Source organism: Pseudomonas sp. P1_A1, from assembly GCF_056406935.1.
Window position 1 is genome coordinate 371097 of the sequence record NZ_JBFTZE010000004.1, and the last position, 15591, is coordinate 386687.

Consider the following 15591-nt stretch of genomic DNA (forward strand, 5'->3'; position numbering starts at 1 on the left):
TCCGCATATATCGCGACGAACACGATCAATGTTGGAGTCGCCGAAGGCTGCGATCTTTTGATTTGCCGGTTTATCAGACAACCCGCGCATCCCCGCGCCAACTTGGCTAAAATGCCGGCCTTTTCCACCTACGCCGCTGGAACCGCCGTGAGCAAAGAATCCGATCGCCTTTTCGCCCAGCCTTTGGCCCAGGTGCCTGACTTCGCCTTTAACGAGGACGTGGTGCGGGTATTCCCGGACATGATCAAGCGCTCGGTGCCGGGTTATCCGACCATCGTTGAAAACCTCGGCGTGCTCGCCGCACAATTCGCTCAGCCAAACAGCGTGCTCTACGATTTGGGTTCGTCGCTGGGCGCCGTGACCCAGGCCTTGCGCCGCCACGTGCGCACCGACGGCTGCCGCGTCATTGCTGTGGATAACTCCGCGGCCATGGTCGAGCGTTGCCGCGAATACCTCAACGGCCAGGACTCGATGTTCCAGGAGTTGCTGCCGGTGGAAGTGATCGAAGGCGACATCCTTGCCCTGGAATTTCAGCCAGCCTCGGTGGTGGCACTGAACTTCACCCTGCAATTCATCGCCCCGGACCAGCGCACCGCGCTGCTCGCGCGCATCCGCCAATCGTTGTTGCCCGGTGGCGCGCTGATTCTCTCGGAGAAGCTGCGCTTCAATGACCCCGAAGAACACGCGCTGCTCACTGACCTGCACGTGGCCTTCAAACGCGCCAATGGCTACAGCGAACTGGAAATCGCCCAGAAGCGCAGTGCCATCGAAAACGTCATGAAGCCCGACAGCCTCGAAGAACACCGCGAACGCCTGTTGGCCGCCGGGTTCTCGAAAGTCGTGCCGTGGTTCCAGTGTCTTAACTTTGCCTCGTTGATTGCCTTGCCATGATTGATTTGTCCCCCCTCGCCCGCCGTCTGGCCGGTACTCCGCTGGCCGAATGGGCCAACACCCTGCAAGTGCAACTCGACAAGAAAATGGAAAAAGGTCACGGCGATCTGGAGCGCTGGCAGAGCGCTCTGGATGCGTTGCCGAAGATCCAGCCGAGCGAAGTCGACTTGTTGAACGGCCTTAAGCTGGACACCGATTGCGACGATGAAACCCGCGCGCAAATGCGCACCGCGCTGATGGGCTTGTCACCTTGGCGTAAAGGGCCGTTTGACCTGTTCGGCGTGCATGTCGACACCGAATGGCGCTCGGACTGGAAGTGGTCCCGGGTGGCTCCACATCTGGACCTGAAGGGCAAACGCATCCTCGATGTCGGCTGCGGCAACGGCTATTACATGTGGCGCATGCTCGGCGCCGGGGCCGACAGCGTAATCGGCGTCGACCCCAACTGGTTGTTCTTCTGCCAGTTCCAGGCGGTGCAGCGTTACCTGTCCGAGCCCAATGCCTGGCACTTGCCGTTCCCTTTTGAAGACCTGCCGCCGAATCTGGAAGGGTTCGACACCGTGTTTTCCATGGGCGTGTTTTACCACCGCCGTTCGCCGATCGAGCATTTGCTGGCGCTGAAGGATTGCCTGGTCAAGGGCGGTGAACTGGTGCTGGAGACGCTGGTGATCGAAGGCGATCAACAGCAGGTATTGGTGCCGGAAGACCGTTACGCACAGATGCGCAATGTCTGGTTCCTGCCGTCGGTGCCGGCGCTGGAGCTATGGCTGCGTCGCGCCGGGTTCAGCGATGTGCGTTGCGTGGATGTGAGCATGACCACGGTCGAGGAACAACGCGGGACGGAATGGATGAAGTATCAGTCGTTGAGCGATTTCCTTGATCCGGATGATCACAGCAAAACGATCGAAGGGCTGCCGGCGCCGATGCGTACCGTAATAGTCGCTCGCAAGTAAATGCAAAAGATCGCAGCCTTCGGCAGCGCCTACAGGAATCGCGTACCTCTGTAGGCGCTGCCGAAGGCTGCGATCTTTTCGATATCACTCTCGACTTGCTCTCCGGGCCTTGAAAAACTCGCTCAATACCGCGCCACACTCTTCGGCCAAAATCCCGCCTTCGACCAACACCCGATGATTGAGAAAGCCCTGGCTAAAAAACTGCCCCTGGCTCTGCACAATTCCGGCCTTGGGCTCCAGCGCGCCATACACCACCCGTGCAATCCGCGAATGCACGATCAGCCCGGCGCACATGCTGCACGGCTCCAGCGTCACGTATAGCGTACTGCCCGGCAGGCGATAGTTGCTGGCGGCCTGGGCGGCGGCGCGGATCGCGACCATCTCGGCGTGGGCGCTGGGGTCATTGCCGCTGATCGGGCAATTGAAACCGCGCCCGATGATTTCACCGTCCTGCACCAGCACAGCACCCACCGGCACTTCACCCAGCGCCGCGCCTTGGGCGGCGAGGGCCAGGGCTTCGCGCATGAAATCACGATCACGGCTGCGGTCGATAATCGCTGCGGGGCGTATCTGCCGCATCACGCCACCTCGATGGCGGCCATCAGGCCGGTTTCCATGTGGTCGATCACATGGCAGTGGAACATCCAGACGCCCGGGTTATCCGCCACCAGCGCCACTTGCGCGCGCTCGTTCTTGCCCAACAGGTAAGTGTCGGTGAAATACGGGATAACCTTGTGCCGGTTCGAGGCAATGACTTTGAAGCTCATGCCATGCAAATGGATCGGGTGCTGATACTGAGTCATGTTCTTCAATTCGAAAATATAGCTTTTGCCCTTTTCGAGCTTGGCAATCGGTCGGTCGGCACAGGTCTTGTCGGTGATGTCCCAAGCCTTACCGTTGATCTGCCACAGGCTGGGCGGCTTGCCATTGTCGACGTTGACCGACACCGAACCCACCCATTCAAAATTGAAGTTGAGTTTCTCGGCATTGGCCAGGTCTGGCTCGGCCACCGGGTTGGCGGGCAGTGCCGGCGGCCACTCGGTCGGCGCGTCGGTATTGGCCACTGAGCGCAAGGTGCCCAGGCGTACCGGACCGTTGCGCAAGGACAGTTCTTCGCCGGCCGGCGGAGCCTTGATGGCCAGGCAAATGCGCATGCCCGGGCCGAGCCAGTATTCCTTGCCCAGTGGGCGCGGTTCGATGGGATTACCATCCAGCGCATAGATCTGCGCTTCGACGCCGGGGATGTTGAGGCGATAAGTCAGGGTGTTGTCGAGGTTGAGCAGGCGTACGCGGGTGATCTGCCCGGCAGGCAAGTCGATCACCGCTTGCGAGACGCCATTGATGGTCGACAGGCGCCCGGCCGTACCGCCACGGGCCGCTTCACGAGGAATGCTGAACGGCACGAAAGCGCCTTCTTCATCGACATGCCAGCTCTTGAGGCTCAAGGTCTTTTCGTACTTGAAACCGGTGGGCTCGCGCTCTTCGATGATCAGCGGACCGACCAGACCGCGACCAAGCTCTTCGCTGCTGTTCACGTGCGGGTGATACCAATAGCTGCCGGCGTCGGGCACGCGGAATTTGTAGTCGAAGTACTCGCCCGGCAGCACCGGCAATTGCGACACGTAGGGCACTCCGTCCATTTCCAGCGGCAGGCGGATACCGTGCCAGTGAATGGTGGTCGCCACCGGCAGGTGGTTGATGAAGCGCACCCGCAGCCATTCGCCCTGACGTACGCGCAATTCAGTGCCCGGCGCCGATGGGCCGAACGCCCAGGCCTGGGTCTTGTGCCCGGCCACCAGTTCGACGTCCAGCGGTGCGGCGATCAGCTCATAGTCATGGCCGGCCTCAGCGTCGGCCATCTTGCCCAGCCAGTAACGCGACGCGCCACCGGCCCCCACGCCAACCACCACAAGACCGGCCAGACCACCGAGTATTTGTCGACGGGTAAAGGACATGAACTCAACTACCTCACGTATCAGCCACAGGCGCGGTGCCTGCAAAAGGCGAATACGATACACCTGCGGATGAGAAACAGTAAGGGCAACGCGGCGGATGGACGCAGTTCGCGGTGTGGGCCTTTAAAAGATCGCAGCCTTCGGCAGCTCCTACAGTTGATCGGCGTACCCCCTGTAGGAGCTGCCGAAGGCTGCGATCTTTTGGGGCTTGCTTACCTCCCGAGCCCTAACAAAAGGTGAACAACCCCACCGTCCAGCATCATGACACCTGCCACCCCCGCCGCCGTCAACGCCTGCCGATCCATCCGCGCCACATCCCGTAATTCCACCCGCATTCGCGTCAGCGCCACCGGCTGATGGGATTTGAGGTTATCCACACCGCCCAGGGCGGCCACGACATTCGCGGCCAACCCCGAAACAGGCTGAGCCACTACTTTCGGCTCATCCACCACCAGGTCCGGGGTCAACGCTTTCCAGAACGCCCGCTGCATTTTCTCGAACATGCTCAGTTCTCCAGAACCAGTGAAGTATCGACCGTGGCCTCGTGGTGCAGGCGTAATGCCTCGCGCACTTGCCCGGCACTTTCCAGCCCCAGCACTTGCTGGGCGATGGCCTGACAGTCCAGCAGGTCCACTTCGCGAACCGCCGCCTTGATCGCCGGAATCAGCGGCACGCTCACCGACAACTCATCCACGCCAAGCCCCAGCAACAACGGCACCGCCAGATGTTCCGAAGCCAGGGCACCGCACACACCGACCCATTTGCCATGGGCATGGGCAGCTTTCACAGTACCGGCGATCAAGCGCAGCACCGATGGATGAAAGCTATCAGCCTGACTGGCCAGTCGCGGGTGATCGCGGTCCATGGCCAAGGTGTATTGGGTCAGGTCGTTGGTGCCAATGGAGAAGAAATCCACCTCGGGCGCAAACAGATCCGCCATCAGCGCCGCTGCCGGAACTTCGATCATGATCCCCAGTTTCGGCAGTTCTGTGAGCCCTGCTGCCAGCGCTTCCTCTTCAAGCAGCTGACGGGCCAGGCGCAATTCCGACAACTGCGTGACCATCGGCAGCATGATGTGCAGGCGAGCCAGCCCGGCGCTGCTCAAAATCGCCTTGAACTGATCGCGCAACAACTGCGGACGCTCCAGGCACAAACGAATGCCGCGCATGCCCAGGAACGGGTTGGTTTCGCGCTCCATCGGCACGTAGGCCAACGGTTTGTCACCGCCGACATCCAGGGTGCGCACCACCAGATTGCGCGTCGGCCCCAAGGCGCGGGCGATAGCGCTGTAGGTGGAGGCCTGCTCGTCATGGCTCGGCGCGTGGTTGCGATCCAGATAGAGAAACTCCGAACGCAACAGACCGACGCCCTCGCCGCCCAAAGTTACTGCTTGTTCGGTTTCGCTCAGCGAGGCGACGTTGGCCGTCACTTCGATGTGATGACCGTCGCGGGTGCATGCGGCGAGCGTGGTATGGGCCAGTTCATGTTGATGGCGTTTCTGTTGTTGCTGACGGTTGGCTCGCAGTTGTTCGATGGCCGCCAGATCCGGATCAAGCTGCAACTCGCCCTTGTCCGCATCGAGCAACACCTGTGTGCCATCGGCCAGCGCCAACACTTGAATCGGCAGGCCGCAGATCGCCGGCAAGCCTGCGGCACGGGCCAGGATTGCGACATGGCTGGTGGCGCCACCGCCGACCGTGGCGAAACCCAGCACCTTGCGGGTATCGAGTCCGGCGGTCTGGGACGGTGTCAGTTGTTCGGCGATCAGGATCGCGCTTTCCGGCAAATCGATTGCATGATCCTGCACACCCAGAATCTGTTTAAGCACCCGCTGACCGACATCCGCCAAGTCTGCCGCACGCTCGGCCAACAGGGCATTGCCCATGCTTTTGAACAGGGTGGCCGTCGACTCGGTGGCCGCGCGCCAGGCGAACGCTGCGCTTTTGCCTTCGTTGATCAGCACCTGAGCCACTTCCAGCAAACTCGGGTCTTCGAGCAGTTCCTGATGCGCCTTGAAGATGTCCGCCTGCGCGTCGCCAACGGCGTTGTCGCGCAACTGTTGCAGGGCCGCCAGTGCCTCGGCCAAGCCCCGGGCCAAATGATCGCGCTCAGCCTGCGGTGTGGTGCCGAGTTCAATGACCTCCAGTTTCTGTTCGGTGATCTGCACCACTTGGCCAAACGCTGATCCGGCCGATGCGCAAACCCCACGCAGCACCTTCAGCGATAAAGCCTCGATCTCGCTCACCTCAACCGGCGGCGTCACCGCTTCACCGCAGCCCGACGCCAACAACTCGGCCAGGGTCTTGATCGCCTCTTCAGCATCCGGACCCGCCGCGCTGACTTGCACCACGTCACCGTGAGCGGTCTGTAATGTCATGATCGCCACCAGGGATTTCGCGTTCACGCTGTCCTGCTTTTTATGCAGGTAAATACTCGCTGAAAATCTTTTGGCGGCCTGGGCAAACACTGCGGCCGGACGCGCATGCAAGCCGTTCGGGTTGGCCAGGGTCACCGGTTTGGAGAACAGCGCCTCGCCTTCCTCCGCGCTCACTTCATCCGCCGGTTGCCCTGTGGTGTGCACACCCAACAACGGCTGGCCGCAGCCCACCATGCCCGATTCGGGCACCAGCCACGTGAACGGCTCACCGCTGACCACCAGCATCAACGTCAGCAGGCTGCGGGCGTTCAACGCGACAAAATCGGCATCGAACTCGATCAGCGACTGGCCGACATCAACCTTCTCGCCCTCCTCCACCAACCGGGTGAAACCCTTGCCCGCCAGATTCACCGTGTCGAGGCCAATGTGCATCAACACCTGCACGCCGTTGTCGTCGGTGATGCTGATCGCATGCCCACTGGCCTGCACATTGCTGACCACCCCGGCCAGCGGCGCGCACAAGGTCGTTGAAGTTGGATCGATGCACAGGCCATTGCCGATCACCCGACTGGAAAATACCGGGTCGGGGACAAGGTCCAAAGGCATCAATACGCCGGACAGTGGCGCATGCAGCTGCAATTGTTGGGATGTGGCCATGACGTCACCTGCTGTTTTGTTCTTTTGAAAGACGCTTGCGATACCCGTAGGAGCTGCCGAAGGCTGCGATCTTTTGGCGTCCTTGAGACTGTCGAAGATCAAAAGATCGCAGCCTTCGGTAGCTCCTACAGGGTTATGCGTTTATTTCCACCAATACTCGACCTGCAATCCGACGTTCGAACCGTGTCGCGCCGTGCCGAAGGCGCCCGTGTCGGACAACGCCGAACCCGCTGCCAGTTCATTGGCCGCCCGTTTGGCTGCCTCGTTCCAGCTGGCATAGGTGTAATACAGACGCACCTCGGGGCGCGCCCAGAATTCCGGCCCCTTGGGCGACCAGGTCGGAGCGAAGGTGAACTTGCTCAGCTTGCGTGTGCCACCCGTGGCTTCAACTTGATCGTGACCCAGCTCGGTCACCAGTTTGAACTGCTCGGTAATCGCATAGGCCGGGCGAATCCCGAGGGAAATCCAGTTCTGGTCGGCGCCGTCCGGGCGAATGTCCTTCTGATAGACCGCCTCGACCTGCCCGCCGAAACGCGGTGTCACTTGCCAGTCGAAGAACTCCACCACCCGGTAGCTTTTGCTGCTGTCGTCCAGCTTCACGTTACCGGTATAGCCCAACCCGGTGCCGGGGCCTTCGCCGTACTGAAAGGCCAGTTTGTTCTTGCCGCCCAGAAAGCCCTTCTGCACATGCTGGGTGGTGATCGCCCAGCCACGGTGAGCGTCGCGACTGTCGGGTTTATCGATGTAACTCAAACCGAACTCCAACTCACCGCCAGGGTTGGTGTTGAAGCCGGCGACGTTGAAATCGTGACGGTTGATGTAGTCCTTCTGGTACAGGTTGTCCTTGCGCGAGAAGGCGTAGCTGTACTTCAGATCGCCGATCAGCACGTCTTCGATACCGCCGCCGGTGGCGCTCTGGTTCCAGTAGTAGAAGTCGGAAATATGGATGTCGTTACGTTTGTAGTAACGCCGACCGGCCCACAGCGAACCACCATTGAGGCTGGGCATGTTCGACCATTGCGCGTACATCTGCGGCATGCGCACCGAGCCGTTGTCACCATTGAACGTCAGGCCCTTGTCGTACTGGTTATACAGCGATGCCATGCCGTCGACGCTGAGCACCGAACCATCGTCCAGGGTGTACAGATCCTGGCGCAATTCAAGTTCAGCGTACTGCTCACATTCGTTACCCAAGCGGTATTTGGTCTGCGCTCCCGGCAGTTGAAAACACTGCTGTTTACCGCTGTTAACCGAGGTCCCGACGCCGCTGCGCAAGTAGCCGGCGAATTCCAGCGCCTGGGCTGACAGTGGTAATGCCAGGCACACGCCCGCCGCTACAAGACTGCGATTTATTGTTGTTTTCAAGAACCACCTCATTATTTTTATTGTGTGATGCAGCAAAACCGGCGCGCAAAACTCCCCCGCGCAGTGTTCTGCGTGTTGTTCGAAACAGTGCTTTTAAATGTTGGCCAGGTGCAGAACGAACGACTCATAGGGCCGTAAAAAGACCTGCCGATGTCGTGGCGGACAGTCCGGGTAATTGCTGATCACCAGACGTTGTGCCATCGCTTCGCTGATCACCTCCGGCGGCAGTTCAACTTCGCACGGTGTGCCATAAAAGTTATTCAGCACCAGCAAACGCTCACCATTGCCTTCACGCACGTACGCCCAGATTTGCGGGTGTTCAGGCAACAACTGTCGGTACACACCATCGGACATCAGCGCTTCACTGCGGCGCAGGGCAATCAGCTGACGGTAGTGATGCAGCACCGAATCCGGGTCGTCGAGTTGGTGGGCGACGTTGATTTGCGCGGCATTGGCCGGCACCCCGATCCACGGTTCGACAGCGCTGAAACCGGCGTTCGGTCCGGCGCTCCAGTGCATCGGCGTGCGACTGTTGTCCCGGGACTTCTGCATGATCGCCGCCATGTTGTCGGCGTCGCTTGCACCGGCCTCGCGCTTGAGCCGGAAGATGTTCAGAGTCTCGACATCGCGATACTGATCGATGTGATCGAACCCCGGATTGGTCATGCCCAGTTCTTCGCCTTGATACACAAACGGCGTGCCCTGGAGGAAATGCAGCGCGGTGCCGAGCATCTTCGCCGACACTACCCGATGCTCGCCGTCATCACCAAACCGCGAAACCACCCGCGGCTGGTCGTGGTTACACCAGAACAGCGCGTTCCAGCCACCGCCGGCCTGCATGCCGGTCTGCCAGTCGGAGAGGATGCGCTTGAGCTCGAGGAAATCGAAATCGGCGCGAATCCACTTTTGCAGGTTCGGGTAATCAACCTTCAAGTGATGAAAGTTGAAGGTCATCGACAGCTCTTTCGACTCCGGCCGCGAGTAGCGAATGCAGTGTTCCAGACTGGTGGACGACATCTCGCCGACGTTGATCAGGTCATGACCTTCGAACACTTCGCGGTGCATCTGCTGCAAGTATTCGTGGACGTTCGGGCCATCGGTGTAAAAGCGTCGACCGTCAGTGTTGTCCTCAGGGAAATCCGCCGGTTTGGAAATCAGGTTGATCACATCCAGACGGAAACCGCCCACACCTTTGTCGCGCCAGAACCGCATCATCTTGAAGACTTCAGCGCGCACCTTGGGGTTGTCCCAGTTCAGGTCGGCCTGCGTGTGGTCGAACAAGTGCAGGTAATACTGACCGGTCTGGGCTTCGTACTCCCAAGCCGAACCGCCGAACTTGGATTCCCAGTTGTTCGGCTGGTCGCGCCAGATATAGAAGTCGCGGTAAGGGCTATCGAGGCTGCTGCGGGCCTGCTGGAACCAGGTGTGTTCGATCGAGGTGTGGTTGACCACGATGTCGAGCATCAGCTTGATCCCGCGCTTGGCGGCTTCGGCGATCAGCAATTCGCAATCGGCCATGGTCCCGTAGCTCGGGTCGATGGCGTAGTAATCGCTGATGTCGTAACCGTTGTCGCGCTGGGGCGAACGCAGGAACGGCGTAATCCACAGGCAATCGACACCCAGCCAGTGCAGGTAATCGAGCTTGGCCACGACGCCGAGCAAATCCCCCGTGGGGTTGCCGGCGTGGCTGTGAAAACTCTTCGGGTAGATCTGGTAGATCACCGAATGTTGCCAGTCTTGCATGGCGCAATTCCCTCTTGAATATTTACTGGCCCTGTAGGAGCTGCCGAAGGCTGCTCCTACGGACGAATGCGATCTATCAGGCGACCCGATACCCAGGCCGGACAATCTTCATACTCAACCCGCAGGTCAAAACAAATGGCACGACCATGGCAATCACCATCCCGATCACGAACATCGGGATGAACTGCGGGATGATCGAGATGAAACCGGGCAAGCCGCCAACGCCGATCGCCGAGGCCTGGACCTTGTTCAGCGACAGGAAGATGCAGCCCAAGGCCGAGCCGATCAGGGCCGCATAGAACGGAAACTTGTAGCGCAGGTTGACCCCGAACATCGCCGGTTCGGTGATGCCGAAGTAGGCAGAAATCGCCGAGGTCGAGGCCATGCTTTTGTCCCGCACACTGCGGGTCATGTAGAACACCCCCAGTGCCGCGCTGCCCTGGGCGAGGTTGGACATGACGATCATCGGCCAGATGAAGGTGCCGCCCTGGGTGGAGATCAGTTGCAGGTCGACCGCGAGAAACATGTGGTGCATGCCGGTGATCACCAGTGGTGCGTAGAGCAGGCCGAAAATCGCCCCGCCAACCATCGGCGCCAGGTCGAACAGAGTGACGACGCCTTCGGTGATGAGAATCCCCAGATGGCGGGTCACGGGACCAATTACCGCCAGCGCCAGCACACCGGTGACGACGATGGTGGTGATCGGTACCACCAGCAGTTGAATGGCGTTCGGCACCCGTGCCCGCAACCACTTTTCGATGACGCTCATCACATAGGCCGCCAGCAGGATCGGCAGGATCTGGCCCYGATAACCGACTTTCTCGATCTGGAACACACCGAGGATGTCGAAGTACGGCAGGCTCTGCCCCTCAAGCCCGGCCACCGCTTTGCCGTAGTTCCAGGCGTTGAGCAGATCCGGGTGCACCAGCATCAGGCCGAGCACAATGCCGAGGATTTCGCTGCCGCCAAAGCGCTTGGCCGCCGACCAGCCCACCAGCGCCGGGAGGAACACGAAGGACGTGTTGGCCATCAGGTTGATCAGGCTCCAGAGCCCGTCAAGCGTCGGATAGGCGTCCAGCAGGGTCTTGCCCTCAATGAACATGCCCTTGGCGCCAATCAGGTTGTTGATGCCCATCAACAGCCCCGCAATGATCAACGCCGGCAGGATCGGCATGAACACGTCGGAGAACACCCGCACCAGTCGCTGCATGGCGTTGATCTTGTCGGCGCTTTTTTGTTTGACGTCGGCGATGGTTGCAGCCGCCAGACCGGTTTGACGGCGCAGTTCGGCGTAGACCTTTTCCACTTCGCCGGGGCCGATCACCACCTGGAACAGGCCGCCGGTATAGAACGAACCCTTGACCAGATCGATCCGGTTCAGCGTGGCGCTGTCGACCAGGCTCGGGTCCTTGAGGGCCAGGCGCAGGCGTGTGACGCAGTGCGCGGCCTGCTCGAGGTTGTCGCTGCCACCGAGGCTTTGCAGCAGCTCGCTGGCGATGTTCGGATAATCGTGGCTCATGCTTTTCTTCCGCTGTAGTTTTTTGTTTTTGGCAGCACGCCGAAGCGAAAAGTACTCGTCTGTACGAGTTAAAGCAACAACTCGTACAGACGAGTTTGATTTTGTTTATCCTGAACCCGACCAACGGCGATTTTTCCTACCTCCGAAGTCAAAGAAACCTAAACCCGCATGGACAAACCCCTACCCTGCCCTTAAGGTTCAAAACCTTGAGCACAGCGCGGCACAGAGCCATCCCCATGAGTAAATACAACCAGATCTACAGCGATCTGCTTGCCAGCATCACCACCGAACGTCTGGAACGCGGCGCCCGGTTGCCTTCCGAAACCGAATTGATGGACAGCTACCAGGCCAGTCGCGGCACCGTGCGCAAGGCCATCGAGCAATTGCAGGAGCGCGGTTTCGCCCAGAAAGTCCACGGCAAAGGCACCTTCGTGCTGTCGACCAACCCGATCGAGTTTCAGCTCGGCGGCATCGTCAGCTTCCAGGAGACTTACCCGCGACTGGGCAACGACGTCAGCACCGAGGTAGTCGAGTTCACACAAATCCCCCTCGAAGGCCCGCTGCTCGACCACATCAAGGCTGAAGAAGGCAGCCTGATCACGCGGATCAAACGCGTACGGCGGATCGACGGCAAACGGGTGATCCTGGACATCAACCATTTCGTCAGCGACGTGATTCCCGGCCTGACCCGCGACATTGCCGAGCAATCGATCTACGCCTTCATCGAACAGACCCTGCAACTGCAAATCGCTTACGCCCAACGCACCATCGAAGCGGTGCCCCGGAGCAAGGATGACCAACAACACCTGGACCTCGACGGCCAGAGCCATGTGATCGTGGTCAGTAACCAGACCTTCCTGCAGGACGGCCGCCAGTTCGAGTACACCGAATCGCGGCATACCCTCGACAAGTTCTACTTTTCGGATGTGGCACGGCGCTGACCCTACACGTTCCGGAATCGTGTTTGTACATAACTATGTAGTGCACTTCCCTTGAGCAAATGGGCAATCCTCTCAGCCCATTTCTCAAGGAGCGAGAACATGCCTACCGATCAAACAAGTGAAACGCTGCCCGAGACCGCAAACAAACAACACCTTCTGACCATCGCGCCCGTCATCGTGACTGCCTGTCCCGATTTGCACGAAGAAGCCCATGTGATGGCCACAGAAATCCTGAAAAAACACGGCATTACCGACCTGGATCCGGATCAGGTCTGGTGGCATCGTTTTGGCAATGTCACGGCCAGCAGCACCCAGGCCTTCCTGGGTTGGGAGCACTACCCTAAACCCAGTCAGTCAATGACCCTGACGCAGCTGGTGATTCATCGGTACTACGTCACTGATCAGGACTATTTCGATCAGCTGGACTGTTATGGCGGGTTTTACACCGCCGACGCAACCGCCAGCATTTACAACGAAACCAACGAAGTGCGGATGTACCCCAGCGCAGTGCTCAAGGATTTCTGGCACGAGACCTTCAGCGACCGTTACCGGGACAAGCTGAACACCTACTGGAGCGCGCATTTCGATGACTACCGGACCCTGGCCAAATGCAACTATCTGAGTAAAGCCGTCGAGGCACGGGAAAACGGTACGCTGCAGGAGCAAGAATTTCAGACCGTCATCCGGGCCGTCGCCGCTGACAAATGCTGGCCGATCTCCCAGGAGACCTTGCGAGCGCAAACCTCTGCACCAACCGATCTGCGGGTGTGCGCCCTGGACGTCGCCGGGCATGTCGCCACGGATATTCTGCGTATCGATGACGGTAGCGGACGGCAAATCACCTATGTCCCGGGGGCCACAGAAGCGTTCCACGTGCACCCGACGTTGACGGACATGCATTGGTGGATCCTGCTGCAAATGAATGATGACGCGCGTTATACCGAATTCATGACCCACTTCCCGCTGTCGGTGCGTCAGGAGATCCACGACAACATTACGCCCCTGATGAACCAGTTGGTGGGCACGTGGGGCAAATACGATCACCATCTGATCAATCAAAAAAACATCACCATCAGCGGTGACGCGTTTTCCTGGTTGAGCCGTAATGTGCAGAGCGCAATGTCGCAAGAGGCCGATCTGTCTCTGGTGACCAACGGACAACTGCGTAAAGGCATGTGGCTGGGTTACCTGAGCGCCGGCCTGCACGTCTTCGGGCCGCTGGCGCTGCTCGGCTGGCCGATTGCACTGCCGGTGATTGGCGCCAGCATCGCTTCAATGGGCTTGAACATCGACAAGGCCGTGAACGGCAAAACGGTGGCGGAGCGCAAGGCCGGCGTAAAAGGCGCCGTACTGGCTGGCATCAACCTTCTGTTCAACCTGCCGCTGCTCAAGGAGGTCGATGTTCTGGAGGAGGTCGGCGCTTCGGCCGAGGCCGCCGAAGCTGCCGAAATGGCCAGGCTGCGGGAGGCCACCAATCCTGCTGAGCCGATCAGTGCGCAAGGACCGGAGGTGTCCGACGGTTCAGAGAACGCAGTTACTCAAATTCAAGAGTTCATCCCGCTGAAGCCGGAGCCGGCACAGAACCTTGAAGTACCGGAGCACTGGCAAAGTAACGAGATTCTGGAAAGCGAGGCACCACTTGCCACCAGCGGCAAGTTCCAGGGCATCTACTCGCTCAACTCCACCCCCTCGACTGCCATCATGATGAACGACGCAGCCTATTACGTGCGTTACGAAACCGACATCAATGGCGGTGGCACCTGGGCCATCATCGACCCGGCAAACCCTCACGCTTCCTCAGGATCGATACCCGTGCGTTTGAACGCCGATGGCGAGTGGGAGTTGACGCCGAAATCCGGTTTGAAGGGTGGTGGCAAAGACGACCTCGCCGCTGTTCCGGGTCCTTCTCGCTTTCCCGACCATGTCCGACCACCGGAAGCATTTCGCGTGCCCTCGACGAAGTACGACACCTCCAATGGGCGGTCGCTCAACTTCCTGGGGCTAGGTAAGAAAGAAACGCACATAAAAATAATCAACCTCCCCAACGGACGCATACAAGGGGTGACACCCTATGAAGAGTTCGTCGCGGGACATCGCACAGCTCTATTGAGAGATGCTCGTGCTTTCTTCTCCAAAGAAAACTTTTTTGCCTCATTACCGGCACGTCCGGTACAGCCCGTCATCACGCCGTCGATGACTGTCCCGGAACTCATTCAGGAAATATTCGATGCTTCGCCGGGATTAGTGATTGGAGAAAGCCAGGATCGTATTGCCAGCATGCGGTTCCTTATCGAGAACATGCAGACGTTGGCCAGGCAAGGCGTCAAGACGATCTATATGCATCGCCTGCTCAATGACTTCAATCAAATGGATCTGAATATTTTCGGCAGAAGCGCAAAGATGGACGGCATGCTCGAAAAGTATTTGAAACAGTTACAAAGCGATCCTGCCGGGCAGTTCACCCCTCTTGAGGTCGTCAAGGTGGCTCGCGAGAACGGTATCCGGATCCAGGCGACCGACTGTCTGGCAAGTTACCGATATCCAGAATCGTCCTTGATTGATGTTCAGGAACAATCCATAAAAAACTACCTCACCACCACGATCATGCGTGCCAATGAAGCGCTTGGCAGATCAGGTAAATGGGTCGTGCTGACGGGCCAGGAAAACACCAATACCTTTAGAGGCATTGCCGGCCTCAGTGAAATGAATGGCGGTATCGGCTTGCGTATCGAGGAAGTACTTCCCGAGCGCAGCCTGCATATAGAGATAGACCACGGCATAGAGGTGGGCCGCAATGCCAGCCCGCCCCCCGTTAACTTTCATGGAGAGTTCGACACCTTGTATGCCGATATCAACCTGCAAGTGCCGATGCCCATGCTGCAACGAACCACGGACGAAATCGCTCAACTGCTGTTCCGCCAGGGAATGTTCACTTTCAAGGAATCTGACGGAACCTGGACATTGATCCATCGCAGCAGAACCGGCCTGATCACAGAGACTCTGGTTGAACGAACGGCCGATGGGCAATACCTGGTCAATCGCCCCGCCTGGACTGACATCCATCAAAAAACCTACCCCAACCTGATCAGCCTTTCCCACGCGCTCACCCGCATGGGCATGAAACTCGAAGGACGCTTGCCAGTGTAGGAAAACACCGTACCGCGATACGCAAAAGGCCCCGTGAACTCAC

Annotated in this window: 11 protein-coding genes; 4 read left to right on the forward strand and 7 right to left on the reverse strand. The window is 59.1% G+C overall.

Going from position 1 to position 15591, the window contains the following annotated elements:
* Positions 1-111 precede the first annotated feature (111 nt).
* Positions 112-891 carry a carboxy-S-adenosyl-L-methionine synthase CmoA gene (gene cmoA / locus AC1D2Q_RS08680; protein WP_019647788.1) on the forward strand — a complete coding sequence of 260 codons (780 nt, stop codon included), beginning with the start codon at positions 112-114 and terminating at the stop codon, positions 889-891.
* Positions 888-1844: a tRNA 5-methoxyuridine(34)/uridine 5-oxyacetic acid(34) synthase CmoB gene (cmoB, locus tag AC1D2Q_RS08685; protein WP_477812929.1), complete on the forward strand. Its 957-nt coding sequence runs from the start codon at positions 888-890 to the stop codon at positions 1842-1844. Before cmoA ends, cmoB begins: the two co-directional genes overlap by 4 nt.
* A gap of 84 nt (positions 1845-1928) precedes the next feature.
* On the opposite strand, the gene tadA is transcribed toward cmoB, so the two are convergent.
* The 7 genes from tadA to treP all read right to left on the reverse strand — a co-directional run bounded on the left by tadA (position 1929) and on the right by treP (position 11460).
* Complete coding sequence (gene tadA, locus AC1D2Q_RS08690; protein ID WP_477812930.1) at positions 1929-2423, reverse strand: tRNA adenosine(34) deaminase TadA; 495 nt, start codon at positions 2421-2423, stop codon at positions 1929-1931.
* Positions 2423-3799, reverse strand: a complete 1377-nt coding sequence (locus AC1D2Q_RS08695) for a multicopper oxidase family protein (RefSeq protein ID WP_477812931.1) — start codon at positions 3797-3799, stop codon at positions 2423-2425. The genes tadA and AC1D2Q_RS08695 overlap by 1 nt, the downstream gene beginning before the upstream one ends.
* Positions 3800-4011: 212 nt before the next feature.
* The gene (locus tag AC1D2Q_RS08700) at positions 4012-4302 is read right to left on the reverse strand and encodes a PTS sugar transporter subunit IIB (RefSeq protein ID WP_477812932.1); all 291 of its coding nucleotides are present in this window, start codon (positions 4300-4302) and stop codon (positions 4012-4014) included.
* A gap of 2 nt (positions 4303-4304) precedes the next feature.
* On the reverse strand, positions 4305-6833 hold the full coding sequence (ptsP, locus tag AC1D2Q_RS08705) for a phosphoenolpyruvate--protein phosphotransferase (protein ID WP_477812933.1): 2529 nt from the start codon (positions 6831-6833) through the stop codon (positions 4305-4307).
* 141 nt (positions 6834-6974) lie between these two features.
* Positions 6975-8198 (reverse strand): carbohydrate porin, encoded by a 1224-nt coding sequence (locus tag AC1D2Q_RS08710; protein ID WP_477812934.1) that lies wholly within the window; start codon positions 8196-8198, stop codon positions 6975-6977.
* A 93-nt stretch (positions 8199-8291) separates the two neighbouring features.
* The gene (treC, locus tag AC1D2Q_RS08715) at positions 8292-9941 is read right to left on the reverse strand and encodes an alpha,alpha-phosphotrehalase (RefSeq protein WP_477812935.1); all 1650 of its coding nucleotides are present in this window, start codon (positions 9939-9941) and stop codon (positions 8292-8294) included.
* Between the two features lie 76 nt (positions 9942-10017).
* Positions 10018-11460: a PTS system trehalose-specific EIIBC component gene (treP, locus tag AC1D2Q_RS08720; RefSeq protein ID WP_477812936.1), complete on the reverse strand. Its 1443-nt coding sequence runs from the start codon at positions 11458-11460 to the stop codon at positions 10018-10020.
* A gap of 236 nt (positions 11461-11696) precedes the next feature.
* Here treP and treR point away from each other — a divergent pair, with 236 nt between their 5' ends.
* Positions 11697-12401, forward strand: coding sequence for a trehalose operon repressor (treR, locus tag AC1D2Q_RS08725; RefSeq protein WP_064620099.1), 705 nt, complete (start codon positions 11697-11699; stop codon positions 12399-12401).
* Positions 12402-12500: 99 nt separating this feature from the next.
* Positions 12501-15548 carry a membrane-targeted effector domain-containing toxin gene (locus AC1D2Q_RS08730; protein ID WP_477812937.1) on the forward strand — a complete coding sequence of 1016 codons (3048 nt, stop codon included), beginning with the start codon at positions 12501-12503 and terminating at the stop codon, positions 15546-15548.
* Positions 15549-15591: the final 43 nt, after the last annotated feature.

Excerpts from the sequence above, each read along its gene's own strand:
- AC1D2Q_RS08730 (WP_477812937.1), top strand. The coding sequence starts at position 12,501 with ATGCCTACCGATCAAACAAGTGAAACGCTGCCCGAGACCGCAAACAAA.
- AC1D2Q_RS08695 (WP_477812931.1), bottom strand. The coding sequence starts at position 3,799 with ATGTCCTTTACCCGTCGACAAATACTCGGTGGTCTGGCCGGTCTTGTG.
- tadA (WP_477812930.1), bottom strand. The coding sequence starts at position 2,423 with ATGCGGCAGATACGCCCCGCAGCGATTATCGACCGCAGCCGTGATCGT.
- AC1D2Q_RS08700 (WP_477812932.1), bottom strand. The coding sequence starts at position 4,302 with ATGTTCGAGAAAATGCAGCGGGCGTTCTGGAAAGCGTTGACCCCGGAC.
- ptsP (WP_477812933.1), bottom strand. The coding sequence starts at position 6,833 with ATGGCCACATCCCAACAATTGCAGCTGCATGCGCCACTGTCCGGCGTA.
- treC (WP_477812935.1), bottom strand. The coding sequence starts at position 9,941 with ATGCAAGACTGGCAACATTCGGTGATCTACCAGATCTACCCGAAGAGT.
- cmoB (WP_477812929.1), top strand. The coding sequence starts at position 888 with ATGATTGATTTGTCCCCCCTCGCCCGCCGTCTGGCCGGTACTCCGCTG.
- cmoA (WP_019647788.1), top strand. The coding sequence starts at position 112 with ATGCCGGCCTTTTCCACCTACGCCGCTGGAACCGCCGTGAGCAAAGAA.
- treR (WP_064620099.1), top strand. The coding sequence starts at position 11,697 with ATGAGTAAATACAACCAGATCTACAGCGATCTGCTTGCCAGCATCACC.